Genomic DNA, 24,807 nt, shown 5'->3' on the forward strand with positions numbered 1-24,807 from the left:
ACGGCTCAGCCGGCCGCGTCGAGGAGCAGCTTGGCGGCCACCGTCGCCCCGTCGGTGCGGAACGCCGCGGCCACGGCTGCGGCGCGGGCACGGGTTTCGGGCGCCAGGGCGGTCTTGAGGGCGGCCGACAGGGACTCGAAGGCCGGGGTCGGACCGTCGTGGGCCGCGCCGATGCCCAGTTCGGCCACCCGGCCCGCGAAGTACGGCTGGTCCGCCCCCTGCGGTACCACCACCTGGGGCACGCCGGCCCAGGTGGCCGTCGTCGTCGTGCCGGCGCCGCCGTGGTGCACGACGGCGGCGGCCCGCCGGAACAGCGCCTGGTGGTTGACCTCGCCGACGACGAAGCAGTCGTCCTGGTCGTCGATCAGGGCCAGGTCGGCCCAGCCGCGGGAGAGGACGGCGCGGCGGCCCTGCGCGCGGATCGCTTCGATGGTCGCCCGGGCGACGTCCGCGGGATCGCGCATGGGAATGCTGCCGAAGCCCACGTACACGGGCGGTGTGCCGGCGTCCAGGAAGGCCGACAGGTCGGCGGGGAGCGGGCGTTCGTCCGGCAGGACCCACGCCCCGGTCTGTATGACGTCGAGGTCGGCCGGCCGCTGCCACGGGGCCAGGACCGGGTCCGCGGCCAGCCACGGACGGTCGGTGAAGACGTGGTCGCGGAGGTTGGCCACGGGCGGCAGGCCGATCGACTCCCGGTGGGTGTTGACCGCCTCGCCGAACACGGCCTGTGCGTCCTGGACGTCCCGGTCCCACAGCTCGCGGTTGTCGGTGGCGTCCGCCGGGAGCGGCCGGCCCGGCCGCGGCATCGGCGGGTGGTGCGGCGACGGCAGGCTGACCGGCTGGTAACTGGCGTACACGTAGCGGATGCCGAGCTTCTCGGCGACGGCCTTCACACCGGCCACGGCCGGCACGAGGCCGGTCGCCACCAGTACGTCGCACCCCTCGGCCGCCGTGCTGACGTTGTCGTAGAACGCGGCGACCAGCTCGGCCGCCCGCCGGGGCACGCCCCCGGGCGAGGGCGGCGTCTTCCCGGTCACCAAGGCGCGCACGGACTGGCCCGTCGGCACCATCTCCACGCCGACCCCGGCCAGCCGCTTCGCGAACTCCTCGTCCGGCGGCGCGCACACCCGGACCTCCGCGCCGAGTTCCTGCAACCGCACCGCGAGACCCACCAGCGGCTCGACGCCCCCGCGCGAATCATAGGCCGACAGCAACACGCGCATCCCGTACTCCCAATTCCGCAGACTCTGACTACGGTTGGAGATTCTGCGGCACGAACGGGATCTTGTGGCAATCCCCCCGGTGCGCTGTATGTTGAGAGCGGCAAGGAGTGATCACCCTCCTTGCCCTTTCCTCCGCGGTGCCGCTCACGCCCCGGCGAACAGGGACACCACGATCAGGATCCCCAGGGCGGACAGCGCGGGCACCTGCAGGCGCCGGATGCGGGCCGTGGCGACCAGGGCCGGGCCGATCGCGCAGGTCAGCACGAATGGCCACGTGAGCTGGAGGGCGGGGGTCCCGGGATCCTGCAGCCAGTCGCCCGAGCGCAGGAGGACGTACGTCATCAGCAGGAGGCAGAGCGGCACGCTGAGGCCCAGCGGGTGGATCCGGGAGATCCACAGGCCCACCGGGACGAGGACGGCCACGATCGCGACGGCCAGAACGAGCGCGTAGAGCGGGTAGTACGTGAGGCAGACGCCCGGCTCGTCCTTGCACACCTTCGCGTCTTCGCTCAAGCCCCAGTTCCATGCGCCGGACACGGCAGCTCCGGTCAGCGCCCCGGTGGCCGCCGCACCGGCTGTGCGCACGGGTTCCCACATGCCTCCGCCTTTCCGCGGAAAGGCCTCCAACGACGTCGAACAGGCCTTGACTGCGGAGACTTTACGTGTGCGGCACATCATCGCGTCAAGGACTGCCTACGAGCGGGACGCTCCCGCCGTGACCGTCGGGCGGGATGCCGGAAGGGCGAAGGCCTCGGCCAGCAGTTCGTAGGAGCGCTGCCGGTCGGACGGGTCGGACGTCAGGGTGTTGATGACGAGTTCGTCCACTCCGTGGGTCCCGGCGAGGGCCGTCAGCACGGCGTGCACCTGCTCGGGTGCCCCGGAGACGAGGGCCGTGCGGTGCACCTTGGCCCGCTCCAGCTCGGCGCCCGTCCACCGGTGGCGGCGCGTGGTCTCGTACGAGGGCAGCGGGGCGTCCTGGCCGAGGTCCTTGCGGGCGCGCCACAGCAGCAGGCTCTGGGCGAGTTCCTCGGCGCGGCCGGCGCTGTCCGCGGTCACCACGCGCACCGCGAGCGCGCCGCCCGCCCGGCGGCCGGTGCCCGCCCGGAACTCGGTGCGGTAGGCCTCGAACGCCTCCCGGCCGCCGGCCGGGGAGAAGAAGTGCCCGAAGGCGAACTCGGTCCCCAGCAGGCCGGCCAGCCGCGCCGACTCGCGCCCCGCGCCCAGCAGCCACATCTGCGGCGGGACCGGTGCGTGCGGTACGACCCCGCCCTCGCCCAGCAGGACCCGCAGCTCCGCCAGCCGCTGCGGGAAGTCGCGCGCGGGGCCGCCCGCGCGGCCGATGCCCAGGTCGACCCGCCCGGGGTGGAGGGAGGCCAGGACGCCGAAGACCTCGGCGACCTTCGCCGGTTCGTAGCGGGGCAGCAGCACGCCGCCGGTCCCGATCCGCATCCGCGAGGTGTGGGCGAGCAGCGCCCCCGCGAGGATCTCGGGCGCGCTGCTCGCGAAGCCCGGGGAGCCGTGGTGTTCGGCGACCCAGTACCGGGTGTAGCCGAGGTCCTCCGCGCTGCGGGCCAGGTCCACGGAGGCGCGCAGTGCCTGGTCCGGGGTGTGGTCCTCGCCGACCGGGGTCTGGTCCAGCACGGACAGTCGCAGGTTCGTCATGGGGATGGCCTTTCAGTGCTGGTGGGCGGGGACGCCGGTGGCCCCCGCCATGGTCGCGGGCACGATCCTGAAGTCCCGTTCGAAGACCAGGTTGTGGAGGTCGGCGGCGGCGATGGCACGCAGCGTGGGCAGCTCGGCGGCGGCCTGTGCGTCGTCGAAGACGTTCAGCGGCCACTCGGAGACCGTCGCCCCGCGCAGGTGCGGGTGGTGGAAGGAGGCGCCGTAGTGCGCGTAGAGGGTCACCGGCGGGATGTCGGCGGCCGACTGCTCGTCCCACCACAGGGTCCAGGCGTGGAAGAGGCTGCCGTCGTCGGCTCGTTGGACCCCGCCGGCGTCCACCACGCCCTGGCCGAGCAGCAGTTCGTCGTTGAGCTCGCCGAGCGCCTGGCGGGCGTACGGGTCCAGCAGTCGTGCGGCGGTGCGGAAGTGCTCCTCCTTGTCCGGGCGGGTCACGGCGCCGCCGTGGATGCCGTCGCGCAGGTCGGCGAAGTGCCGGAGCAGGGCGTCGAGGTTGGGGACGTCGGGGGTCATGTCAGCTCCTTGTGAGGTGAAGGGCGGGATGCGGGAGGGAAGAGGAAGGGGAGGAAGCAGGCCGGGCGGCCTCAGGCGAGGGCGGCGTCCGGTGAGACGAGCAGGGGCAGGGCCAGGCCCAGCCAGCCGCGCAGGGACACCGTCGCGTGCCCGCTTGTGGCGCGGCCGGGCTGCAGGAACGCCCCGTGGCCGGTCTGCCGGAACTCCCGCAGCGCCACCTGCACTCCGGCCGCCCGCAGCAGGCGCCCGTAGCGGTGTACGTCGTCACCGACGGGGTCGAGGTCGCCGGCGGCCATGACGGCCGGTGCGACTCCACGCAGGTCGGAGGCTTCGAAAGGGGTGCTGTAGAGCCGTGTGCCGTCTGCGGCCGCGGGCCGGCCCGGCTGCCGGTAGTCCTGCCAGGCCGCCATCAGGTAGGAGGCCGTGGGGAACATGTCGGGGAAGCGGTGGTAGGAGGCGGCGGTGCAGCCGGGGTCCAGCGGCGGATACGCGAGGACCTGGGCGGCCAGGGGAAGGGCCCGGTCGCGGCAGGCGAGCGCGGCGCAGGCGGCCAAGGTGGCTCCCGCGCTGTCTCCGCCGACCGTGACGGGCACGGTTCCCCCGGCCCGCTCCCGGACCCAGTCGAGCGCCGACAGGACGTCCTCGACCATGGCCGGGTGGCGTACGTCGGGGGCCAGCCGGTAGTCGACGCTCACGACGGCGAAGCCGGAGGACTGGGCGAGTTCGGCGGTGGCGCCGTGCCAGTCCTGGGCGGATCCGGCGCGCCAGCTGCCGCCGTGGGCCCACACCAGCCAGCCCTGCGGGGCTGATGCACCGGGCCGGTACACGCGGGCGGGGAGCGGGCCGGACGGGGAGGGGATCTGGACCTGCTCCCAGCGGACCGCGACACGGCTGATTCCGGCGGCCGAGTGGATGGGTGTTGCCATCGGGGTTCCTTCCCTCCGTGCCTGAGGCCAACGTTCGCTGCCACGGCAGGGCTGTCACAAGGCGGAGTTGCCTTAGTTGCCGGGCTGCTGCTTGTTGCGGAGGAAGAGGGCGGTGGTGAGGGTCCCGAGGACCACGATCACGGTGTTCACGATCACGGCGGTGGTGATGCCCGCGTGGATGTCCGTGTTCGCCGCCGCGATCGCCGACATGATCGGCGTACCCATCGTGATACCGATCTGCTGCGTCATCGTCGCCAGACCCGTCGCCATGCCCTGCTCGTGATCCGGCAGACCCGTCGTCGCCGTCACCATGAACCCGACGATCACCAGCATGTTCCCGATACCACCCGCGAACGTCGCGACCAGCAACAGCCACATCGACGAAGACGTCTCACCCAAAGCGATCAGGCTCAGCGTCGCCACCGCCTGGAGCAGACCACCGGCGATCAGCGTCGTGCGGGTACTCGTCGCACCGATCACCCGCGGAGCGATCGAACCACCGATCACCGTGCCGATACCCAGCACACCGAACGACAGCCCCGCCGTCAGCGGCGAGAAGTCCAGCACCTCCTGCAGATACAGCGTCATCAGGAAGACCAGGCTCGTCTCCGTCAGGAACGCGATCAGACCCGCGATATTGCCCCAGGCCACCGTCTTCTTCTTCAACACCGACACCGGCACCAAAGGCGCAGCACTCTTCGACTCGATCGCATAAAACACCACCAGCAGCACCACACCCGCGGCCAGCCAGCCCAGAGCCGAACCCGAACCCCAACCGTGCTCACCCGCCTGCGTCAACCCGTAGATCAACGCGAGCAGACCCAACGTCACCGCCGTCGCACCCGGCAGATCCAGCCTCGGACGCACCGACGGACGCGACTCCTTGATCACCGCGGGAGCAATGAACAACACCGCAAGCGCCACCGGGACGTTGATGAAGAACGCCCACCGCCACGACAGCAGATCCGTCAGAACACCACCCAGGATCGCGCCCGTCGTGAAACCAGCCGACATCAACGCACCATTCAGACCCAGTGCCTTCTGACGCAGCGGCCCCTCAGGAAACGAGGTCGTCAGCAGGGACAGGCCTGTCGGCGTCACCGCGGCCGTCGCCAGACCCTGGAAGACGCGGGCGATCAGCAGCATCTCCGGGCTGTTCGCCAGACCACCCGCCAGCGACGACAGACCCAGCACCGCCAGACCCACCAGGAACAGCCGCCGACGCCCGAACAGGTCCGCCACACGCCCGAACAACAGCGTGAAACCCGCAGCACACAGAGCGAACGACGTCGCGATCCACTGCAGATTCGACAACGAGAAACCAAGCCCGTCACCGATCACCGGCAACGCCACATTCAGAATCGAGAAATCAACCGCCAGCATGAACTGCGCCACCAGCAGCACCACCAACACCAACCTGAGACGCCCGTCCAAACGAACCGGACCCCCAGCACCACCCCCCGCACCCACACCAACACGCGCACCCTCGACAACCGACATCGCGACACTTCCTCTCGATCACGCAACGAGCTGTTGCGTCATCGACTCTGGACCGGTCGGAGAGGGTTACCCAGCCCCCTGGTTGTGCTGGCGCCGGGCAAGCTAGCACTGCCAGGGCCACCTTCGCGGGCAGCGTTCGGCACCCTCCCCCGGCACACTGGAACGCATGGACACACCCACAGCCCTGGGCGAATTCCTCCGCACCCGTCGCGCCCAGCTCCAGCCCGAGGACGTCGGTCTCCCCTCGCACGGCACCCGCCGGCGCGTACCGGGGCTGCGGCGCGAGGAGCTCGCCCTGCTGGCCGGCGTGAGCATCACGTACTACACGCACCTGGAGCAGGGGCAGAGCACGAACGCCTCGGACAGCGTTCTGGACGCCCTGGCCCGCGCCCTGCGCCTGTCTCCGGACGAGCACGCGCACCTGCTCAACCTCGCCCGGCCGCCGCGTGCCAAGCGGGCCCCGTCGCCCCGGCCGGAGTACGCCCGGGACACCACGCGCCGGCTGATCGGCGCGATGCCGCAGGTGCCCGCCGTCGTCCTGGACGGCCGCAACAACGTGCTCGCCTGGAATCCGCTGGGCCATGCCCTGCTCGCCGGGCACCTCGACTTCGCGAGCCCCGAGGATCCGGCCGTACGCCCCAACCTCACGCGGATGCTCTTCCTCGATCCGCACACCCGGGAGCTCTACACGGACTGGAAGGGCGAGGCCCGGGTCGCCCTGGCGGCCCTGCGCCTGGTCGCCGGTCGCAATCCCGAGGACCGCGCGCTCGCCGAGCTCATCGGGTCGCTCATGCTGCAGAGCCCCGACTTCGCCTCGCTGTGGTCCAAGCACCCCGTACGGGACTGCACCGTCGGCACCAAGACCCTGCACCACCCGGTCGTGGGCCCGCTGACCCTCGACTTCGAGAATCTGCACCTCACCGACGGCACCAACCACCGGATGCTGCTCTACAGCGCCCCCGAGTCCTCCCCGTCCGACGCGGCGCTGCGCATGCTGTCGAGTCTGACGGCCGGTTCCGCCGCCCCGGGCCGGGGAACGCCGAAGCCCGCGTCGGCGGATGCCGACGCGGGCGGGGAGCGGTAAGACTGCGGGTCAGTCCCGGGCGGCCGCGGTGACCGGGGTCCGGTCCCCGGAAGGCTCACGGGCCGGAGCCGGGGCCGGGGCGGGGGCAGGGACGGGCTGCGTACGGGGCCTGGCCCGGCCGAAGCGGCGCATGGCGGGCATCTCGACGAAGCGGAAGAGGAGCCAGCCGCCGAGCAGCGACGCGGCGAAGAAGCCGGCGATCACCAGGAGGGCGACCGGAACGCTGTAGGTGTTCTCACCCAGCAGCGAGCGGAGGTAGAAGATCGTGACGCCCTGGACGAGGTAGAACCCGAAGGACACCTCGCCGAGCCAGACCATGGGCCGGCTGCGCAGGAAGGTGGCGCGGCCCTCCACGTCGGCGCTGGCGGTGGCCCCGATGAGCGCGGCGACGGGGATGATCGTCGCGACGACGAACCCGTACTGGAACGGGGCGACGAGCGCGGCGGCGTAGCCGAGGACCGTGAGCACGAGGGAGATGCCGAAGCCGACGCGGCGCGGCCACAGTCCGGCGAGGACGATGCGGGCGAGCAGGATGCCGAGGACGAACTCGAAGAGGCGGCCGGCAGGGAGCAGGTAGCCGAACCAGAACTGCATCCCGGAGATGGGCGTGATGGTGGACTTCGGGGTGTCGGGGACGAAGTAGGTGGCGACCAGCTGGAGTGCGACCATTCCCGCGATCATCGCGGCGCTCCAGCCCCACAGGGCGGTCCGGCCGCGGAGCTTGCGGATCGGAGCGATGAGCGCCGGGAAGAGCATGTAGAAGAGCAGTTCGCTGCCGAGGGACCAACTGGGCGGATTGACACTGAGGTTGACGGTGGGCTGCGGCCACCAGGTGTGGATGAGGAGAAGGTTCGGGAGCCAGTCGGCCACGCCGGTGACGGCCGAGCCGGCGAAGAGGACCATCGCCGCGGCGAAGACGACGAGGTGGTTGGGGAAGATCTTCAGCAGTCGGCGGCGGAGGAAGGCGGTGACGCGCTCGCCGGGCTTGGCGGCCCAGGCGAGGACGAAGCCCGAGAGGACGAAGAAGAAGGAGACTCCCAGATAGCCGGCCTTGCCGAAGGCGGTGGAGAACCCGTCGGCGATCGAGGCGTCGGCGAAGGGGTTGATGGGCGCATTCGGCGGGATCGGGGAGTCGGTCAGGGACGAGTGGAAGAAGAAGACGGAGAGTGCGGCGAAGAACCGCAGGCCGGTCAGTGAGGGCAGCTTCGCCCGCTTCGCGGCGTCGGGGGACGTCGTGGAGGCCACAGGAATCGCTCTTTCGGGAGTGGGGTTCGTCGGGGACGGCGGCCGGGACCGTGCCCCGCCGTGCGGTGCGCGGTCCCGGCGGCGCGAAGGGGCGTACGGGACTGCCGGGAAGGGCGGAAGGAGCCGCGGAAGGGGCCGTGGGAGGGGCCTACTGCTCGATCTGGTTGCGGTAGACCATGAGCTTGGCGTCCTTGGCCACGTAGTAGTTCTGGACGGAGTAGGCGATGGTGGCGAAGTCGAGGCGGCCGTCGCCGTTGAAGTCGGCGGTGGCGATGCGGGCGACGGACTCCTCGGAGACGCGCCACTTGGCCCAGACGCCATTGGCCGCGTCGATCGCCTTGTAGTACATGACGCCCTGCCACGGCCACGGGCCGCGCAGCGCCACGAGGAACTCCTCGTCCCCGTCACCGTCGAAGTCGGCGCAGACGATCTGGTGGCCGGGGCCCTCGCCGTTCTCGTTGGGGTCGCCGTAGACGTCCAGCAGGACGCGGTTCCATCCCTCCCCGCCCTCGGCCTTGGTGTAGACGGCGACGGTGTTGCCGTGGAAGGGCTCGATGGCGGCGACGTAGGCCATCGGGTCGTCGCCGAGGCGGCCCGCGTTGAGGTCGCCGCTGCCGCGGAAGCCGGTCTGCTCGAACTGCGTGAGCTCGCCCGTGCCGATGAGCTCGCGGATCCACTCCTGACGGTTCTCGTCGAACCAGAGCCAGGTGACGCCCTCGTCGGAGGCCAGCAGGAGGGATTCGAGGTCGGAGCCGGGGATCAGGCCCTGCTTCTTCTCGGCGCCGTGGATCATCCGGAAGTGGCTGTCGTCGATGACGGTCATCGGCCACTCCTCGGCCGTGTGCACGTCGTCGGGCTGCGTGAACAGCACGACCGGCAGGACGGCGTGGACGTCTTCCTTGGCGACGATCGGCAGGCCGATGATCTGGAGCCGGTCGGTGCGGGTGAAATGGCCGGCGCGCAGTCGGTGCATGCCGGTGGCGCGGCCGACGTAGTGCCGCTTCCAGCGCGACTCGTCCTTGTCGGGGGTGCCCGGGTTCTCCAGCCAGTCGATCTTGCCGCCTTCGGTGTTGGCGTCGTGGATCGTGCCGATCGGGCCGTAGAGGTCGTAGCAGACGATGACGTCGGGGTGGCCGTTGCCGCTGACGTCGGCGAAGTCGGCGCCCACGGGCATCTTGATCCGGTCGGCTATCAGCCGGCGGGTCCAGTCGCCGTCGTTGGCGTACCAGTAGATCTCGCCGAGGCGCAGTCCGTAGCCGAACAGGTCGGGCTTGCCGTCTCCGTCGATGTCGGGCGCCTCCAGCCAGTAGCCGTCGCGGAGCTGGTCGGCGACGACCTCGGCGGTGAACTTCGGGGCGCGCAGGACGGTCTCGTTGTTCTTGCCGTTGGTGGTCATCAGTGGTTCTCCAGGGTGGTCGCGAGCGGAGACGAGGACTGGGGGAAGGGGAGGGTGCGCAGGGCGCGGGGTACCGGGTGGTATTCGATGGCGAGCCAGATGCAGTCGGTGTCGGCCCGGTACTGGTGGCGGGGGTAGTGGTAGGTGCACTGGGGGCCGGTGGCGCAGAAGGGGTCCGGGGTGGTGTAGCCCGGGCTCATCAGGACGTCCTGGTAGAGGGAGGCCTGGTCCTCGCTGCGGAACCGCTGCATCCGGCCCAGGCCTTGGACCTGGGTGTGCACCTCGATGAAGTCGTGCTGGTTGTGGATGAAGCAGTCGGTGCCGGCGGGGGCGAACCACAGGTTGGCGCGGACGTTGAACTCCCGCTGGTCCAGTACGGTCTCGCGTTCGCCCAGTACGTGGGCCGGGTCGAACAGGACGGTGTTGATGTCGTCCTGCGGGCTGCGGTACAGCGGGGTCTCGTGGGAGAACTCCCCGGGGGCGAGCAGATCGGCCAGGTGCGACCAGCCGGGCTGTTCGACGATGCCGCTGATGTCGGCGTCGTCCGCGGCGGGGCGCAGCAGGAGCAGCGCCTCGGCCCGCTCGATGCGGGTGTCGGCGAGGACCGTCGAGGACAGCGGGGGGATGGTCTTGCGGAACTCCTCGACGATGGTCACGGGGGTCACACCGGGGTTGACCACGATGGTGCGGCCTTCGACGGTGTAGTCCACGGCGTCGCGCACGAGGTCGGCCCTCAGGTACGGGGTGCTGAAGTTCAGCGGGCGTTCGATGGCGGACGGGGTGGCGGTCATGCGGGCTTCCTCTCGGTCAGGTGCGGGCGAAGGCGGCCGTGCGGGCGAGCTCGACGCTGAGCTCGTCGGCGGCGCTGTCGGGGACGAAGGGCTCGGGGGCGGGCCCCAGGCCGAAGAAGTGGGCGAGTGCGGCGACCGTGCGGGCGGTGGCCCGTCCGTCGCCGTACGGGTTGGCGGCGTTGGCCATCCGCTCGTACGCGGCCCGGTCGCGCAGGAGCTCCAGGGTGCGGGCGACGATGCCCTCGGTGGCCGTGCCGACGAGGCGGGCGGTGCCGGCGACGATGGCCTCGGACCGCTCGGTGACGTCGCCGAGGACCAGGGTGGGCTTGCCGAGGGCGGGGCCCTCCTCCTGGCTGCCGCTGCTGTCCGAGACGATGAGGTCGGCGCGGGCCATGAGCTTGCAGAAGCTGAGGTAGGGCAGCGGGTCGACGACGGTGATGTGCGGGTGGCCGCCGATGTGCGGGAGGAGCGCCTCGCGCACCACGGGGTTGCGGTGCAGCGGGACGACGACGCGCACGCCGGGCTCGTCGGCGATGCGGGCCAGGGCCTGCCCGATCTGCGGAAGGTGCGGCCATGCCTCGCGGCGGTGCGCGGAGGCCAGGACGATCCGGCTCGGGTCGACGTCGAGGTCGGCGAGGGCCGGGTCGCCGTAGCTGTCGGCCCGGCCGCAGGCCCAGCGCAGGGCGTCGATGACGGTGTTGCCGGTGACGGTGACCTTGTCTGCGTCGATGCCCTCGCGCAGGAGGTTCGCCAGGTTTCCGGGGGTGGGGGCCAGGTGCAGGGCGGCGACCTGGGCGACGAGCCGTCTGTTGCCCTCCTCGGGGAAGGGCGAGCCGAGCACGCCGCTGCGCAGTCCGGCCTCGACGTGGACGACGGGGATCCGCTGGTGGAATCCGGCCAGGGCCCCGGTGAGGGTGGTGGCGGTGTCGCCGTGGACCAGGACGGCGTCGGCGGGGGCGGTGGCGAAGTAGTCGTCCAGGCCGCGCAGGGACCGGTAGGTGACCTGGGAGAGGGTCTGCTTGGGGGCCATCACTTTCAGGTCGACGTCGGCGGTGAGGCCGAAGGCGTCGAGGGTCTCGTCCAGCATCTGGCGGTGCTGCCCGGTGGAGATCACGACGGGCTCGAAGCGCGGGTCGTCCTGCAGGGCGCGGATGACGGGCGCGAACTTGATGGCTTCCGGCCGGGTGCCGAGGACTACGGCGACGGAACGCATGGCTTCCTCTTCTTTCTGACGCGTTGGGAATCGAGCCGTGGCATGACGCAGAAGGGCGCGGCACGGCGGTGCCGCAGACCTGTTCGACGGGTGGTGGCCAGGGGATCGGATCTCGCTGCGAGGGGCTTTTCAGCTGCCCTCTTCCGGCCAAGAGACAGCTTTCCCGGAGCCGGCCGGGGAGTCAACGAACACCCGCGGCCACTCGAACGGTTGAGCGTGAACGACAGAAGCCCCGCACTCCGGAGACCGGAGTACGGGGCTTCTGACCAGCGGGAACGCGAGGAGCGTCAGCCTCGGGCGGGCTTGATGGACATGGAGTGGCGGAAGAAGTCGGACGGGTCGTAGCGCCTCTTCACCTGCTGCAGGCGCGGGTAGTTGTCCTTGTAGTAGAGGGTCTGCCACGGCACGCCGGACCGGTTGCGGCGCGGATCGGTCACGTCACGGTCGGGGTAGTTGATGTAGCAGCCGTCGGTGCTGTCGTCGATCAGGGGCACGCCACCGGTCGCCGAGAAGAAGTCCTCGTACAGGCCGCGCAGCCAGCCCAGGTAGAACTCGTCCTCGCTCTCCTCCTGCCAGAAGGTCTGGAAGCACATCTTGAAGATGGACGACCGCTGCGCGTTGGCCGTCGCGTCGGGCGCCGCGGCGTTGACCTGGCCGCCGAAGGAGAACAGCACCAGCATGGTGTCCGGATTCTTGAAGTCCGGCCGGCTCATGTACCGGTAGAGCTCCGCGATCTGATGGTCCGTGAAGTTCTTTCTCATGTACGCGGACTTGTGCGCGCCGCGTGAGGTGGGATTGGTGATGACCGGGTTGTTGGTGCCGACCAGTCGGGTCGCCTGGAGCCAGGGCAGGGTTCTGGGCTCCGCGAACTGCGGCATGGCGGGCAGTTCGCCGGTGGCGCGGGTGAGTGCCTTCGGGGTGACCCCGGTGCCGGCCGTGATCGCCGCCAGGTAGTCGTCGAGCAGTTTTCTCGCGTGCGGCACCGTCGCGTCGACCTGGGTGAACATGCCCACGCTGCCGTGCGCCTTGGAGCTGACGTTGAACAGGCTGGACAGGTGGCGGTACGGGGAATCGGGGGCGCTGTTCGCGGCGTGCCAGGCGCCGAAGTTCTTGAGCAGCCGGGTGAATTTCGCCTCCGTCAGCTGCTCCCAGGGGAAGTCGACGGCGCTCACCAGAACCGTCGACGGCGGGGAGATGAGCTGTTCGGAGGGTTCGGAGCCCTTCGCGCCCGGGGAGCGGAACCAGTAGCGGGTCACCAGGCCGAAGTTGCCGCCGCCCCCGCCGGTGTGCGCCCACCACAGCTCGCGGTTCGGATCGTTCTTCTCCCGGGTCGCCACGACCGTGCGTACGCCGCCCTTCCCGTCCGTCACCACGACCTCGACGGCGTAGAGGTGGTCGACGACCAGGCCGTGGGCCCGTGAGAGCAGGCCGTATCCGCCGCCCGCTATGTGGCCGCCGGCTCCGACGCTGTAGCAGATGCCGCCGGGGATGGTGACGCCCCAGCCCTTGTACAGGGCCTCGTACACGTTGATCAGACGGGCGCCGGACTCGACGACGAACGCCCGGAACTTCGGGTCGTACCCGACGTGCGTCATCTCCGAGAAGTCGATGATGACCTCGGTGTCGGGGTGCGCGGCGAAGTCGGCGAAGCAGTGGCCGCCGCTGCGCACCGAGACCCGCTTGCCCGCGCGGACGGCGTCTCTCAGGGCGCGTTCGGCGTCCGCGGTGGAGCGGACCATCTTGATGTAGTCCGGGCGGGCCACGAAGCGCTGGTTGTTGCCGGTGGTCAGCATCTCGTAGCGGGGGTCGCCCGGCCGTACGACGGATCCGGATCCGGCGGCCGCGCCGGGAGCGGCGGAGGCGGCGGGGGCCGTGGCGGCGGCCGCGGGGCCGGCCAGCGCGCCGGCCACCGCCGCGCCTCCGACGACGGCGGCGCTGCGGGTGAGCATGGTCCGGCGATCGACACCGTTCATGTGCGTCTACCTCGACTTCTCTTCGACGATGGAGCGGGTGCCGTACCCGGCACCGGCGGAGGGGTGCTGTGCGGATGGCTCAGGGTGCGGAGTGCTGCTGAGCGGAGTGCTGCTGAGCGGAGTGCTGCTGAGCGGAGTGCTGTTCGGCGGGGAGCTCTGCCGCCGGCAGCGGGCGCGGCCCGCGGCCCCTGCGGTCGAGCCGGCCGGAGAGCGCCGCGGTGCCCAGACCGGCGGCGGCGAGACCGGCGCCGATCCAGGTCGGCGCGGTCCAGCCGAGGCCGTGGGCGACGGCAAGACCGCCGAGCCAGGCCCCGAGGGCGTTGCCGAGGTTGAAGGCCGCGATGTTCGCCGCGGAGGCGAGGGCCGGGGCCCCGGCGGCCTGCTGCATCACACGGGCCTGCAGCGGAGGCACCGTCGCGAAGCCGATGGCCCCGAAGGCGGCCAGGGTGATCGCGGCGGGCAGTGCGGCCTGCGAGGTGAAGGTGAAGACCACCAGCACCAGGGAGAGGCCGCCCAGGATGAGGTACAGGCTGGGCATCAGCGCCCGGTCGGCGGCCCGGCCGCCGAGCACGTTGCCCACGCACAGGCCGACACCGAAGAGGACGAGGAGCCAGGCGACCGCGCCGTCGGAGAAGCCGGCCAGTTCCGTCATCATCGGCGCGAGATAGGTGAAGGAGGCGAAGACACCGCCGAAGCCGAGCACGGTCGTCGTCAGCGCCAGCCACACCTGCGGCTTGCGGAAGACGGCGAGTTCGCCGCGCAGCGCCCCGCGTTCCGGCGCCGGCTGCGCGGGGACCAGCGTGACGAGGCCCAGCAGGCCGACGATCCCGATGCCGGTGACCGCCCAGAAGGTGGAGCGCCAGCCGAACTCCTGGCCCAGGAAGGTGCCCAGCGGTACGCCGAGTACGTTGGCCAGGGTGAGCCCGGTGAACATCAGGGCGATGGCGCTGGCCCGCCGGTCCGGTGCCACCAGGTCCGCGGCGACGACGGACCCGATCCCGAAGAAGGCACCGTGCGTGAGGGCGGCGATCAGCCGCCCGCCCATGAGGGCGGTGTAGTCGCCTGCGAGGGCGCAGAGCAGGTTGCCGGCGATGAAGATGGCCATGAGCACGACGAGCATGGTCTTGCGCGGCAGGCGGGCGCCGGCCGCGGTCATCAGCGGTGCGCCGACCACCACGCCGAGGGCGTAGCCGGTGACCAGCATGCCCGCGGAGGGGATGGACACGGACAGGTCGTCGGCGACCTCCGGGAGCAGGCCGACGATGACGAACTCGGTGGTCCCGATGCCGAAGGCACCGATGGCGAGGGCGAGGAGGGAAGCACGCATCGGCCCGGTCAGATCTGCCGCAGGGCGCCGCCGTCGACGCTCCACTCGGCGCCGGTGACCTGGCTCGCGAGGGGTGACAGCAGGTACGCGACGACGCCCGCGACGTCGTCGGGCGTACCGATGCGGCCGCTCGGCAGCGCGCGCACCACGCGGATGAAGTGGTCGACGGCCTCGTCGGCCGGGAGGCCGAACCGCTCTCCGAGCTGCTCGGCGAAGCCGCCGGGCGCGTCGAAGAGCGCCGTCCGGGTGGGCCCCGGCGAGACCACGTTGGAGCGCACCCCGCGGACGCCGAACTCCGCGGCGAGGGACTTGGAGACGGACAGCAGCGCGGTCTTGGAGGCGGCGTAGTCGACGATGCCCGGGTCGGGGAAACGGGCGGCCTCGCTGGCGACGTGCACGAGGGAGCCCGCTCCCGTCTCCAGGAGCGCGGGCAGGGCCGCTCGGGTCATGCGGACCGCGGAGTGGAAGTTGACGTCGAAGGCGCTCCTCCACTGCTCGTCGGTCACGTCGAGGAAGCCGGTACGGGATTCCAGCGCGCCCGCGTTGTTGACGAGGCCGTCGAGCCGGCCGTGGCGCTCGATCACGGTGTCGGCCACGTACCGGGCCGCGGTGGGATCGGTGAGGTCGGCGGCGACGGTGCTGACCCGATCGCCGAGGGCTTCGGTGTTCCACGGCTTGCGGGCGACGCCGACGACGGTGGCGCCTTCGGCGGCCAGCAGCCGGACGGTCGCCGCGCCGATTCCGGACGACGCGCCGGTGACGAGGTACACCCGGTCTTCGATACGGAGGTCCATCACGTTCCTTGGGAAGAGGAGACCTTGGGGAGAAGGGGGAGGCGGCCCCGGCACGGCGGGGGGTGGGGTGCCGGGGCCGCCTCCTGGGGGAACCCTGAGCCGCGGGGCTCAGGCGGAGGTGAGGTCCTTCGCCGCCTTGTTGCGGAGGAAGAGGGCGGTGGTGAGGGTCCCGAGGACCACGATCACGGTGTTCACGATCACCGCGGTGGTGATGCCCGCGTGGATATCCGTGTTCGCCGCCGCGATCGCCGACATGATCGGCGTACCCATCGTGATACCGATCTGCTGCGTCATCGTCGCCAGACCCGTCGCCATGCCCTGCTCGTGATCCGGCAGACCCGTCGTCGCCGTCACCATGAACCCGACGATCACCAGCATGTTCCCGATACCACCCGCGAACGTCGCGACCAGCAACAGCCACATCGACGAAGACGTCTCACCCAAAGCGATCAGGCTCAGCGTCGCCACCGCCTGGAGCAGACCGCCGACGATCAGCGTCGTGCGGGTACTCGTCGCACCGATCACCCGCGGAGCGATCGAACCACCGATCACCGTGCCGATACCCAGCACACCGAACGACAGCCCCGCCGTCAGCGGCGAGAAGTCCAGCACCTCCTGCAGATACAGCGTCATCAGGAAGACCAGGCTCGTCTCCGTCAGGAACGCGATCAGACCCGCGATATTGCCCCAGGCCACCGTCTTCTTCTTCAACACCGACACCGGCACCAAAGGCGCAGCACTCTTCGACTCGATCGCATAAAACACCACCAGCAGCACCACACCCGCGGCCAGCCAGCCCAGAGCCGAACCCGAACCCCAACCGTGCTCACCCGCCTGCGTCAACCCGTAGATCAACGCGAGCAGACCCAACGTCACCGCCGTCGCACCCGGCAGATCCAGCCTCGGACGCACCGACGGACGCGACTCCTTGATCACCGCAGGAGCAATGAACAACACCGCAAGCGCCACCGGGACGTTGATGAAGAACGCCCACCGCCAGGAGAGCAGATCCGTCAGAACACCACCCAGGATCGCGCCCGTCGTGAAACCAGCCGACATCAACGCACCATTCAGACCCAGTGCCTTCTGCCGCAGCGGCCCCTCAGGGAAGGACGTGGTGAGGAGGGACAGGCCTGCCGGCGTTACGGCGGCGGTGGCCAGCCCCTGGAAGACACGGGCGATCAGCAGCATCTCGGGGCTGTTCGCCAGACCACCCGCCAGCGACGACAGACCCAGCACCGCCAGACCCACCAGGAACAGCCGCCGACGCCCGAACAGGTCCGCCACACGCCCGAACAACAGCGTGAAACCCGCAGCGCACAGGGCGAACGACGTCGCGATCCACTGCAGATTCGACAACGAGAAACCAAGCCCGTCACCGATCACCGGCAACGCCACATTCAGAATCGAGAAATCAACCGCCAGCATGAACTGCGCCACCAGCAGCACCACCAACACCAACCTGAGACGCCCGTCCAAACGAACCGGACCCCCAGCACCACCCCCCGCACCCACACCAACACGCGCACCCTCGACAACCGACATCGCCATACATCCTTTCCATCACAACGGAGGCCCTCGGCTCGGAGGGCCGGTACTGGCCGGGAAGCCGGCTCAGGCAGGGTTCTGCGCCGAGGCCCGGCGCCGTAGTTCTTCGGACAGCTCCTGCCAGCCGCGCGCGCACTGGGCGGCCGCGGCGGCGGCGGTCTCGGCGCGGTACGGGGGTACCGCGGCGACGATCCGCTCCCACTGGCGCAACCCGCTCACCTGGAGATCGAGCATGCGCAGCAGGAGCCTCCCCGCCTCGCTCAACCTGAGCAGGGGGTCCTTGCAGAGGCCGGTGACCAGGGAGGGCAGTGACTGCCCCCCGCCCCGGTCCGGCAGCCGGGGCGGGCCCGGGCTGTTGCCCGAGCGCCGCTGGACGGCCGGCACGGGATCCGCTCCCTGGCCGATCCGGCGGCGTACGTCCCGTACGGTCGAGGGCGCGATGCCCGCCTCCCGTGCGATCTGCCGCAGGGAAGCCGTGGGACGGCCGGCGAGCAGCCGGGCCGCGACCTCACGGCCGCGGACCGGATCGGCCGGCCGTACGCGGCCGTCCTGCCCGATGCGGCCGGGCGGCGCGGGCGCCGGCCCTTCGCGGCGGCGCAGCGCCCCGATGGTCTTGGCCGCCAGCCCGGTCCGCTGCGCGATGCCGCGGTCGGACCAGTCCGGGTGGGACCGCAGGATCCGTAACGCCGCGGCGGTTCGCTCCGCGTGCGTCAGCGGGAGCCCGTGACTGATGTTGGCCTCGACCGAGAGCACGAACGCGTCCTCGGCGCTGCCGTCGAAGTACGTCACTCCCACCGTGTGCTGCCCGCGGAGCACGGCGGCCCGCAACCGGTGCGTCCCGTCGATGATCCGCATGGTCGGGCGGTGCACGAGCAGCGGTGGCAGCGCCCGCCCCGAGTGCGCGAGGTCTTGTGCGTGGCTCTCGTTCACGTGGACCGTGCGGGGGGAGTCCGCCGCGAGCAGCGCGCCGACCGGCACTTCGAACGCGGCGGCGGGGGTGTTCGCCGCCTTCGCCGAGCTCGTCGCGCTGGTCGCGTGCCTCGTGTTCGGCTTGCCCATGAAGTTCACCTCCTTTCGTGCACTCGATGCCTTGGACGCCGCGCTGTTCGTCGGCCCCGGGAAGAAATTACGTAACTACCGTTCGGTAACCAATCGCGCAGCCGAACCCCGTTGAGATTTGGGCAAGTTGGCCAGGAGTCCGTCCGGCGGGGTGGGCGACCGCGGAAGATCCCCGGTCGCCCACCAGGCCGCCGCTCACACCCCTGCGAGCTGCTCGGACCGTACGAACTCCTTGAGCCAGGACAGGAATTCGGGGCCCAGGTCCTCGCGCTCGCAGGCGAGCCGGACCGTCGCGCGCAGGTACTCTCCGCGGTCCCCGGTGTCGTAGCGCCGGCCGGAGAAGACGACCCCGTGCACGGGGCGTCCCGCGTGCACCAGGGTGCGCAGGGCGTCCGTCAGCTGGATCTCGCCGCCGCGTCCGGGGCTCGTACCCCGCAGGACCTCGAAGATCTCGGGGTCGAGGAGGTAGCGGCCGATGATCGCGAGGTTGCTGGGCGCGGTTCCCGGCTCCGGCTTCTCCACCAGCTCGGTGATGCGTACGCCGTCACCGCCCGCCGACTGCTCCACCGCGGCGCATCCGTACTGGTGGATCGCATCCGGATCCACCTCCATGAGGGCCACGACGCTGCCGCCGAGCCGGGCGCGCACCTCGGCCATACGGGCCAGCAGCGGGTCGCGCGGGTCGATCAGGTCGTCGGCCAGGAGCACGGCGAACGGCTCCTGGCCGACGTGCGGGGCGGCGCACAGGACGGCGTGTCCGAGCCCCTTGGGGTCGCGCTGGCGGACGTAGTGGATGTCGGCGAGTTCGGTGGAGGCGCAGACGCTGTTGAGTTTGTCCTGATCACCCCGGCGCTGGAGGGCCTCCTCCAGCTCGTAGTTGCGGTCGAAGTGGTCCTCGAGCGGCCGCTTGTTGCGTCCGGTGACCATGAGGATGTCGGACATCCCCGCCGCGACCGCCTCTTCCACCACGTACTGGATGGCCGGTTTGTCGACCACCGGAAGCATTTCCTTCGGGGTGGCCTTGGTCAGCGGCAGGAATCGGGTACCGAGTCCTGCGGCGGGGATCACGGCCTTGGTTATCTGAGGAGGTGTGGAATTCATGCCGCTGACGCTAGACCGCATCGCGCCGCACGGGCCTGAATTCCCCTGGCTTTGCGCCTACTTGGGCATTTCCGTTTCGGTCGGCCCCTCCGCCGGCTCCTGTGCCGACCTCTGCGCCGGCCTCTCCACCGCCGTCGCCGCGATGCTCCGCCGGACGAGCCACCACAGCTCTCCGAGCTCGCCCGCGGCCTCGCCGGTGCGCCCGCCCCGGCCGCGGCGCGCCCGCGCGACGACACCCCCCACCAGATGCGCCGTCAGCACGGCGACCGGGCGCGGGTCGACCTCGGGGTCCAGCTGCCCTTGAGCGGCGGCCCGCTCCAGTAGCTCCCTGACCTCGGGAAGCCAACAGCAGCACCACTCGGGTCCGGCGCCGGCGCGCTCCTGGGTCAGCCGTGCGGCGGCGCGTACGGCCACATCCGTCTCGACGAGGCGCCCCAGGGCGAGGACGAGCGCCGAGAGGGTGTCCAGCGCGGGGCCGCCGCGGGCCGTCACTCCCTCGACCACTCTGCGGGTGGCACTCCGGCCGGCGTTCTCCACGGCCGAAGCCAGCTCCCCCTTCGCCGAGAAATGAAAGGTGACGGCTCCGATCGAAATGTCGGCGGAGCGGCTCAGCCGGGAAAGCGATGTCCCGTCATATCCATTGCGGTCGAATTCAGCGGCGGCCACCGAGATCAGATGATTACGGGTGCGCACGGCGCGCTCTTGCTTTACCACTGCACTATCACTGCCATCCAGGTCGTTCCTGACTCGCCCGTGCCTCCTCCACGGAGACGGGCGACCTCCAGCGTCACCCCGGTACCGACCCGGCACAACGGCGACTTGACGAAGAAGCACCCCTGTCCCGCCGCTCGGTGACCGCGCCGCGACGGGCGTCGCCGGACCCGCTCACCAACCTGCCGAAGTCGCATCGCGGGCGCCATACGTTCGCTAGAAAAAAAACGAACGTTCTGTATTCTTAACTCAACTACGACGCACGCCGGCGTCCGCAGTGAAGGGGGAGACAGATGACGGCACAGACGAGGACACGAGCCCTGGTTGCCGGTGACACGGGCCTCGACGCGTTCACGGAACGCCTCTTCGGCCACTTACCGCGCGCCGACCAGCGCCGTTGGGCCCGGGTCTACCTGCAGGGAATGCTCACGACCCCGGGCAAGAAGTCCGTACGCAGGCTCGCGGCGTCCGTCACCGAGTCGCCCACCGCCTCCCAGTCCCTGCAGCAGTTCATCAACGCGAGCCCCTGGGACTGGGAGCCGGCCCGCGCCGAACTGCTGCGCTGGGCGGAGGAACGGCACAGGGTGCACGCCTGGACGATCGGGCAGGTGTGCTTCCCCAAACGCGGTGAGCACTCGGTCGGCGTGCACCGCCGCTTCGATCCGGCCGCCGGACGCATGGTCAACTGCCAGTTCGGCTTCTGCCTGTTCCTGTCCCTGGACGGCATCAGCGTGCCGGTCGACTGGAGGCTGGTGCTTCCCGAGACCTGGACGGCGGATCCCGTCCTGCGCCGCCGGGCGCGCATCTCCCCCGGTGCCGTGCACCAGAGCCCCGAGTCCCTCGTGGTGGAGCTCGCCGACGGGGTCGCCGCCCGTACCTCGTCGGCGCGCGTCCCCGTGGTCGCCGACATCAGCCGCCTCGGCAGCGCCGCCGCGGTGATCGGCATGCTCGGCCGCCGCGGCCACGACTTCCTCGTGTCCGTCCCGCCGACCCTCGGCGTCTGCGCCGCCGGTACGGTCCACGGCGGCGACCCGGCCCGCAGGCCCGGACGCCAGTCCACTGCGGGCGACATGGCCCGCCTGGGCAACACCAGCCACCCGTACACCGCACTGCGCACCAGACCCGACGCGGGCCCGCAGCGGCTGCGCATCCACTCGGCCCTGGTCCGCGTACCGGGAGGGGAAACGGGAGCCCTTGGAGCCGCGGGGGCACACCAGACGTACCGGCTGTTCGGCGAACGGCGGCCGGGGCCCGGACAGCGGGTCGGCGGCCCGGTCTGGCTGACCAACATGAGCCGGCACCGGATGGACGACCTGCTCCACCTGGCCCGGCAGTCGGCGCGGGCCACGGCGACGCTCGGCACGCTGGCGGACGAGTTCGGCCTGCTCGATTTCGAGGGCCGGTCCTTTCCCGGGTGGCACCACCACATGACCTTGATGTCAGCCGCGTATGCGTACAAAGGGCTGCCGCCTGCGGTGAGCGCGCGGCGGGAGTACGCGCGGCTCGCATGATCCGGGCCCTGCCGGGGTCCGCCCTCTGGGACCCCGGCTCCGCCGGGCACCGGGCTCCGCCCGGACCTGCGCCTCAAACGCCGGCGAGGCTGAACCGTCAGGCGCGGATGAGCGCCAGGACCTCGTCGCGGACCTTCGCCAGCGTGGCCGCGTCACGGGCCTCCACGTTCAGACGCAGCAGCGGCTCGGTGTTGGAAGCACGGACGTTGAACCACCAGTCCCCGCCCGTCGCCGTCAGACCGTCCAGCTCGTCGACCGTCACATCATCCCGGCCGCCATATTCGGCCTTCACCGCCGCCAGACGACCCGCCTGATCCGCCACCGTCGAGTTGATCTCACCCGAACCCGCATACCGGTCATACGAAGCCACCAGCCCCGACAGCGGACCGTCCTGACCGCCCAGGGCCGCCAGCACGTGAAGCGCGGCGAGCATGCCGGTGTCCGCGTTCCAGAAGTCCTTGAAGTAGTAGTGCGCCGAGTGCTCACCACCGAAGATCGCACCCGTCTTCGCCATCTCCTCCTTGATGAAGGAGTGGCCGACGCGGGTGCGGACCGGGGTGCCGCCGTTCTCCCGCACCACCTCCGGCACCGACCAGGACGTGATCAGGTTGTGGATCACCGTGCCCGTCCCGCCGTTGCGGGCCAGCTCACGCGCCGCGACCAGCGCGGTGATCGCGGAGGGGGAGACGCCCTGGCCGCGCTCGTCCACGATGAAACAGCGGTCCGCGTCACCGTCGAACGCGATGCCGAGGTCCGCACCCTCCGCCAGCACACGCGCCTGCAGATCCACGATGTTCTTCGGATCCAGCGGATTGGCCTCGTGGTTGGGGAACGTCCCGTCCAACTCGAAATACATCGGGACCAGATCCAGCGGCAGACCCTCGAACACCGTCGGAACGGTGTGACCACCCATCCCGTTGCCCGCGTCCACGACCACCTTCAGCGGACGGATCCCCGCCAGGTCCACCAGACCCCGCAGATGCGCCGAGTAACCGGGAAGACTGTCCAGCTCCGTGACCGTGCCCGCAACCGTGCCCGCCGCAACCGCCGGGGCGCCTTCGTCGGACCACTTCTCCACCAGCTCACGGATCCGGGAAAGGCCCGTGTCCTGACCCACCGGCGCCGCACCCGCCCGGCACAGCTTGATGCCGTTGTACTTCGCCGGATTGTGCGAGGCCGTGAACATCGCACCCGGCAGATCCAGCGAACCCGACGCGTAATACAGCTGATCCGTCGAACACAGACCGATCAGCGTCACATCCACCCCACGCGCGGCCGCACCCCGCGCAAACGCCACCGACAGACCCGGCGACGACGGCCGCATGTCATGACCGATCACGATCGCCGAAGCACCCGTCACCTCCACGAACGCGGCACCGAACAGCTCCGCCAACGACTCGTCCCACTCGTCCGGCACGACACCACGCACGTCATACGCCTTGACGATGTTCGAAAGATCGGGCATGTCCACTCCTTCAGGGGGTGACCGGCTGTGTTCCGGACGCTACCCGCCGCCCTCCCCACCACAGCCCGCCCGCCCCCCAACCCGCCGAGGCTTTGGCAGATCGCCTTCAGCCCGGGGCGGTGCCGCCCCGCTCCCGGTACCACGGCGCCGCCGCGCCGAGCCGGCTCAGCGGGCCGGGTCCCGGCTCAATGCCGGCGAGTCGCCATGCCTCGTCGGCGCGGTACCAGTGGTCCCCGGCCAGCAGCGTGAACTGCCGCTCGCTGACCCATCCCGGGGTCGCGGCCAGCGCGTCCAGACATCTGCGCCACGGCCAGTCGGCGGCAGGTCTCGCCGGCAGCACCCGGAGGTCGGCGAGGGTGTCCATGAGGTCGCGGTTGCGCACCGGCACCGGGTGGTGGGCGTGCAGGACGCCCGCGGCTCCGGCCGCCGCGCCGTCGCCGAGCGCGAACGCCGCGATGAGCCGCGCCAGGTCGTCGACGTCGACGAACGAGGCGAGCCCCGCGCCGCCTTCCCACACCGCCGGGACGCGCCGGAAGGCGTCGACGAGAGCCGGTACGACCCATCGGTCGCCCCTGCCCAGCACCAGTCCCGCGCGCAGGACCAGTCCCCCCGCGTCGAGCACCGGCTCCTCCCCCGCCAGCCGGCTGCTGCTGGCCGCCGACACCGGGGCGGTCGTCAGCTCGCCGACGTCCTGTCCCGTGTGCGGTCCCGGCCCGTAGACGGCGCAGGTCGACAGCTGGACGATGCGCGGTACGCCCGCCCGGCGCGCCTCGGCCATCAGGGCCGCGGTTCCCGTGGAGTTGACCGCCGTACAACGGTCGGTGTCCGGTCCGATGTAGGAGGCCAGCGACAGCAGGACGTCCGCGCCCTCGCACACTCCGTGCAGGGATTCCGCGTCGGCCAGGTCCGCGCCGACCCAGCGCCCGCCGTACGCGATGGGGGGACGCGTACGGGACACCGCGCGCACCACGGCCTGCGGGTCCTGCGCGGCCAGCCGGCGCAGGACCGCCGACCCCACGAAGCCCGTCGCCCCGGTGACGACGATGTGACGGGCGCTCAACTCCGGCGCTCCGGCCCCGGATCCGGCTCCTTGGACGTCTGCTGCCGCGTCGGGCGCAGTGTCAGGCGCAGGTTCTCGCGGGTGCCCTCGGTGGCGACGGCGGGGAGCAGGTAGCGCCACAGGGAGGCGATGCGCTGCGGCAGGTCGGCCCGTCCGGTGGACGCCTGGGAGAAGAGCTGTGCGCCGGTGAAGGAGCTGACCAGCACCCACGCCAGCTCGTGGTCGTCGACGTCCGGCTGGAGCTCCCCCTTGGCCCGGGCGAAGCGCAGCTGCTGGCGGAACTCCAGCACCCAGGCCTGGTAGGCGACGTCGTCGCGCAGGCCGAACTCGCCCTGTTCCACGGCCAGTCGGACGCCCGCGCGGAGTACCGGATTGTGCCGCAGCTCCTCGGCGAGGTAGAGCGTGATGTCCACCAGGTGCTGCAGCCCGTCCTCCCCTTCGGGGAAGACCAGGCCGTCGCCCTGGCCGACCATCACGGCGTAGGCGAGCTCCTCCTTGGAGCTGAAGTGGAAGTACATCCCGCCCTGGGTGACGTCCGCCCGCTTCATGATCTTGCTGATGCTGGCCCCGCTGAAGCCGAACTCGTCGAAGACCTCGGCGGCGGCACGCAGGATGGCCGCTTTGGTCTGAACTGCCCTGAGTTGAGGCGCGCGTTGCTGCTTCCGCTCTGACATGGACACCTAATCT

Annotated in this window: 22 protein-coding genes; 2 read left to right on the forward strand and 20 right to left on the reverse strand. The window is 70.9% G+C overall.

Going from position 1 to position 24,807, the window contains the following annotated elements; translation table 11 throughout:
* Nucleotides 1-5: 5 nt before the first annotated feature.
* From OG472_RS09490 to OG472_RS09515, 6 genes are all read right to left on the reverse strand, one after another.
* A complete protein-coding gene (locus OG472_RS09490; protein ID WP_405941314.1) occupies nt 6-1,223 on the reverse strand; it encodes a glycosyltransferase in 1,218 nt (405 codons plus the stop codon).
* Between the two features lie 144 nt (nt 1,224-1,367).
* The gene (locus tag OG472_RS09495; RefSeq protein ID WP_401614114.1) at nt 1,368-1,736 is read right to left on the reverse strand and encodes a hypothetical protein; all 369 of its coding nucleotides are present in this window, start codon (nt 1,734-1,736) and stop codon (nt 1,368-1,370) included.
* A 180-nt stretch (nt 1,737-1,916) separates the two neighbouring features.
* On the reverse strand, nt 1,917-2,885 hold the full coding sequence (locus tag OG472_RS09500) for an LLM class flavin-dependent oxidoreductase (protein WP_401614116.1): 969 nt from the start codon (nt 2,883-2,885) through the stop codon (nt 1,917-1,919).
* 12 nt (nt 2,886-2,897) lie between these two features.
* The gene (locus OG472_RS09505) at nt 2,898-3,416 is read right to left on the reverse strand and encodes a hypothetical protein (RefSeq protein ID WP_319728006.1); all 519 of its coding nucleotides are present in this window, start codon (nt 3,414-3,416) and stop codon (nt 2,898-2,900) included.
* Between the two features lie 71 nt (nt 3,417-3,487).
* Nucleotides 3,488-4,342: an alpha/beta hydrolase gene (locus OG472_RS09510; protein ID WP_401614118.1), complete on the reverse strand. Its 855-nt coding sequence runs from the start codon at nt 4,340-4,342 to the stop codon at nt 3,488-3,490.
* Nucleotides 4,343-4,414: 72 nt separating this feature from the next.
* Nucleotides 4,415-5,842: an MFS transporter gene (locus tag OG472_RS09515; protein WP_405941315.1), complete on the reverse strand. Its 1,428-nt coding sequence runs from the start codon at nt 5,840-5,842 to the stop codon at nt 4,415-4,417.
* Between the two features lie 166 nt (nt 5,843-6,008).
* On the opposite strand from OG472_RS09515, the gene OG472_RS09520 reads away from it, so the two are divergent.
* Nucleotides 6,009-6,926: a helix-turn-helix domain-containing protein gene (locus tag OG472_RS09520; protein WP_401614996.1), complete on the forward strand. Its 918-nt coding sequence runs from the start codon at nt 6,009-6,011 to the stop codon at nt 6,924-6,926.
* Between the two features lie 9 nt (nt 6,927-6,935).
* Here the strand turns inward: OG472_RS09520 and OG472_RS09525 are convergent, their stop codons facing one another.
* The 11 genes from OG472_RS09525 to OG472_RS09575 form a co-directional block, all read right to left on the reverse strand.
* Nucleotides 6,936-8,171 (reverse strand): acyltransferase family protein, encoded by a 1,236-nt coding sequence (locus OG472_RS09525; protein ID WP_405941316.1) that lies wholly within the window; start codon nt 8,169-8,171, stop codon nt 6,936-6,938.
* Between the two features lie 148 nt (nt 8,172-8,319).
* On the reverse strand, nt 8,320-9,567 hold the full coding sequence (locus OG472_RS09530) for an FG-GAP repeat domain-containing protein (protein ID WP_405828987.1): 1,248 nt from the start codon (nt 9,565-9,567) through the stop codon (nt 8,320-8,322).
* Complete coding sequence (locus OG472_RS09535) at nt 9,567-10,358, reverse strand: hypothetical protein (protein ID WP_405941317.1); 792 nt, start codon at nt 10,356-10,358, stop codon at nt 9,567-9,569. The genes OG472_RS09530 and OG472_RS09535 overlap by 1 nt, the downstream gene beginning before the upstream one ends.
* Before the next feature lie 16 nt (nt 10,359-10,374).
* On the reverse strand, nt 10,375-11,571 hold the full coding sequence (wecB, locus tag OG472_RS09540) for a non-hydrolyzing UDP-N-acetylglucosamine 2-epimerase (protein WP_401615007.1): 1,197 nt from the start codon (nt 11,569-11,571) through the stop codon (nt 10,375-10,377).
* Nucleotides 11,572-11,858: 287 nt separating this feature from the next.
* Nucleotides 11,859-13,544 (reverse strand): FAD-dependent oxidoreductase, encoded by a 1,686-nt coding sequence (locus OG472_RS09545; RefSeq protein WP_401615010.1) that lies wholly within the window; start codon nt 13,542-13,544, stop codon nt 11,859-11,861.
* A 79-nt stretch (nt 13,545-13,623) separates the two neighbouring features.
* Nucleotides 13,624-14,871, reverse strand: a complete 1,248-nt coding sequence (locus OG472_RS09550) for an MFS transporter (protein WP_405941318.1) — start codon at nt 14,869-14,871, stop codon at nt 13,624-13,626.
* An 8-nt stretch (nt 14,872-14,879) separates the two neighbouring features.
* Nucleotides 14,880-15,665, reverse strand: coding sequence for an SDR family NAD(P)-dependent oxidoreductase (locus tag OG472_RS09555; RefSeq protein WP_401615015.1), 786 nt, complete (start codon nt 15,663-15,665; stop codon nt 14,880-14,882).
* A gap of 108 nt (nt 15,666-15,773) precedes the next feature.
* The gene (locus OG472_RS09560; RefSeq protein ID WP_405941319.1) at nt 15,774-17,210 is read right to left on the reverse strand and encodes an MFS transporter; all 1,437 of its coding nucleotides are present in this window, start codon (nt 17,208-17,210) and stop codon (nt 15,774-15,776) included.
* Between the two features lie 69 nt (nt 17,211-17,279).
* A complete protein-coding gene (locus OG472_RS09565; RefSeq protein ID WP_405828994.1) occupies nt 17,280-18,272 on the reverse strand; it encodes a ParB N-terminal domain-containing protein in 993 nt (330 codons plus the stop codon).
* 195 nt (nt 18,273-18,467) lie between these two features.
* Nucleotides 18,468-19,373, reverse strand: coding sequence for a UTP--glucose-1-phosphate uridylyltransferase GalU (galU, locus tag OG472_RS09570; RefSeq protein ID WP_401615021.1), 906 nt, complete (start codon nt 19,371-19,373; stop codon nt 18,468-18,470).
* Between the two features lie 57 nt (nt 19,374-19,430).
* Nucleotides 19,431-20,087, reverse strand: a complete 657-nt coding sequence (locus tag OG472_RS09575; protein ID WP_405941320.1) for a TetR family transcriptional regulator — start codon at nt 20,085-20,087, stop codon at nt 19,431-19,433.
* Between the two features lie 290 nt (nt 20,088-20,377).
* On the opposite strand from OG472_RS09575, the gene OG472_RS09580 reads away from it, so the two are divergent.
* A complete protein-coding gene (locus tag OG472_RS09580; RefSeq protein WP_405828998.1) occupies nt 20,378-21,595 on the forward strand; it encodes an IS701 family transposase in 1,218 nt (405 codons plus the stop codon).
* Between the two features lie 97 nt (nt 21,596-21,692).
* On the opposite strand, the gene OG472_RS09585 is transcribed toward OG472_RS09580, so the two are convergent.
* From OG472_RS09585 to OG472_RS09595, 3 genes are all read right to left on the reverse strand, one after another.
* Nucleotides 21,693-23,060, reverse strand: a complete 1,368-nt coding sequence (locus tag OG472_RS09585; RefSeq protein ID WP_405829000.1) for a phosphomannomutase/phosphoglucomutase — start codon at nt 23,058-23,060, stop codon at nt 21,693-21,695.
* 106 nt (nt 23,061-23,166) lie between these two features.
* On the reverse strand, nt 23,167-24,120 hold the full coding sequence (locus tag OG472_RS09590) for an NAD-dependent epimerase/dehydratase family protein (protein ID WP_405829002.1): 954 nt from the start codon (nt 24,118-24,120) through the stop codon (nt 23,167-23,169).
* Nucleotides 24,117-24,794, reverse strand: coding sequence for a ScbR family autoregulator-binding transcription factor (locus OG472_RS09595; protein WP_401613091.1), 678 nt, complete (start codon nt 24,792-24,794; stop codon nt 24,117-24,119). The genes OG472_RS09590 and OG472_RS09595 overlap by 4 nt, the downstream gene beginning before the upstream one ends.
* Between the last annotated feature and the right edge of the window lie 13 nt (nt 24,795-24,807).

This window comes from Streptomyces sp. NBC_00207 (assembly GCF_045160965.1).
Lineage (GTDB): Bacteria > Actinomycetota > Actinomycetes > Streptomycetales > Streptomycetaceae > Streptomyces.

Bases quoted from the DNA above. Each gene is read 5' to 3' on its own strand.
- OG472_RS09490 (WP_405941314.1), bottom strand. From the start codon at position 1,223: ATGCGCGTGTTGCTGTCGGCCTATGATTCGCGCGGGGGCGTCGAGCCG.
- OG472_RS09500 (WP_401614116.1), bottom strand. From the start codon at position 2,885: ATGACGAACCTGCGACTGTCCGTGCTGGACCAGACCCCGGTCGGCGAG.
- OG472_RS09505 (WP_319728006.1), bottom strand. From the start codon at position 3,416: ATGACCCCCGACGTCCCCAACCTCGACGCCCTGCTCCGGCACTTCGCC.
- OG472_RS09510 (WP_401614118.1), bottom strand. From the start codon at position 4,342: ATGGCAACACCCATCCACTCGGCCGCCGGAATCAGCCGTGTCGCGGTC.
- OG472_RS09515 (WP_405941315.1), bottom strand. From the start codon at position 5,842: ATGTCGGTTGTCGAGGGTGCGCGTGTTGGTGTGGGTGCGGGGGGTGGT.
- OG472_RS09520 (WP_401614996.1), top strand. From the start codon at position 6,009: ATGGACACACCCACAGCCCTGGGCGAATTCCTCCGCACCCGTCGCGCC.
- OG472_RS09530 (WP_405828987.1), bottom strand. From the start codon at position 9,567: ATGACCACCAACGGCAAGAACAACGAGACCGTCCTGCGCGCCCCGAAG.
- OG472_RS09535 (WP_405941317.1), bottom strand. From the start codon at position 10,358: ATGACCGCCACCCCGTCCGCCATCGAACGCCCGCTGAACTTCAGCACC.
- wecB (WP_401615007.1), bottom strand. From the start codon at position 11,571: ATGCGTTCCGTCGCCGTAGTCCTCGGCACCCGGCCGGAAGCCATCAAG.
- OG472_RS09545 (WP_401615010.1), bottom strand. From the start codon at position 13,544: ATGAACGGTGTCGATCGCCGGACCATGCTCACCCGCAGCGCCGCCGTC.
- OG472_RS09550 (WP_405941318.1), bottom strand. From the start codon at position 14,871: ATGCGTGCTTCCCTCCTCGCCCTCGCCATCGGTGCCTTCGGCATCGGG.
- OG472_RS09555 (WP_401615015.1), bottom strand. From the start codon at position 15,665: ATGGACCTCCGTATCGAAGACCGGGTGTACCTCGTCACCGGCGCGTCG.
- OG472_RS09560 (WP_405941319.1), bottom strand. From the start codon at position 17,210: ATGTCGGTTGTCGAGGGTGCGCGTGTTGGTGTGGGTGCGGGGGGTGGT.
- OG472_RS09565 (WP_405828994.1), bottom strand. From the start codon at position 18,272: ATGGGCAAGCCGAACACGAGGCACGCGACCAGCGCGACGAGCTCGGCG.
- galU (WP_401615021.1), bottom strand. From the start codon at position 19,373: ATGAATTCCACACCTCCTCAGATAACCAAGGCCGTGATCCCCGCCGCA.
- OG472_RS09580 (WP_405828998.1), top strand. From the start codon at position 20,378: ATGACGGCACAGACGAGGACACGAGCCCTGGTTGCCGGTGACACGGGC.
- OG472_RS09585 (WP_405829000.1), bottom strand. From the start codon at position 23,060: ATGCCCGATCTTTCGAACATCGTCAAGGCGTATGACGTGCGTGGTGTC.
- OG472_RS09595 (WP_401613091.1), bottom strand. From the start codon at position 24,794: ATGTCAGAGCGGAAGCAGCAACGCGCGCCTCAACTCAGGGCAGTTCAG.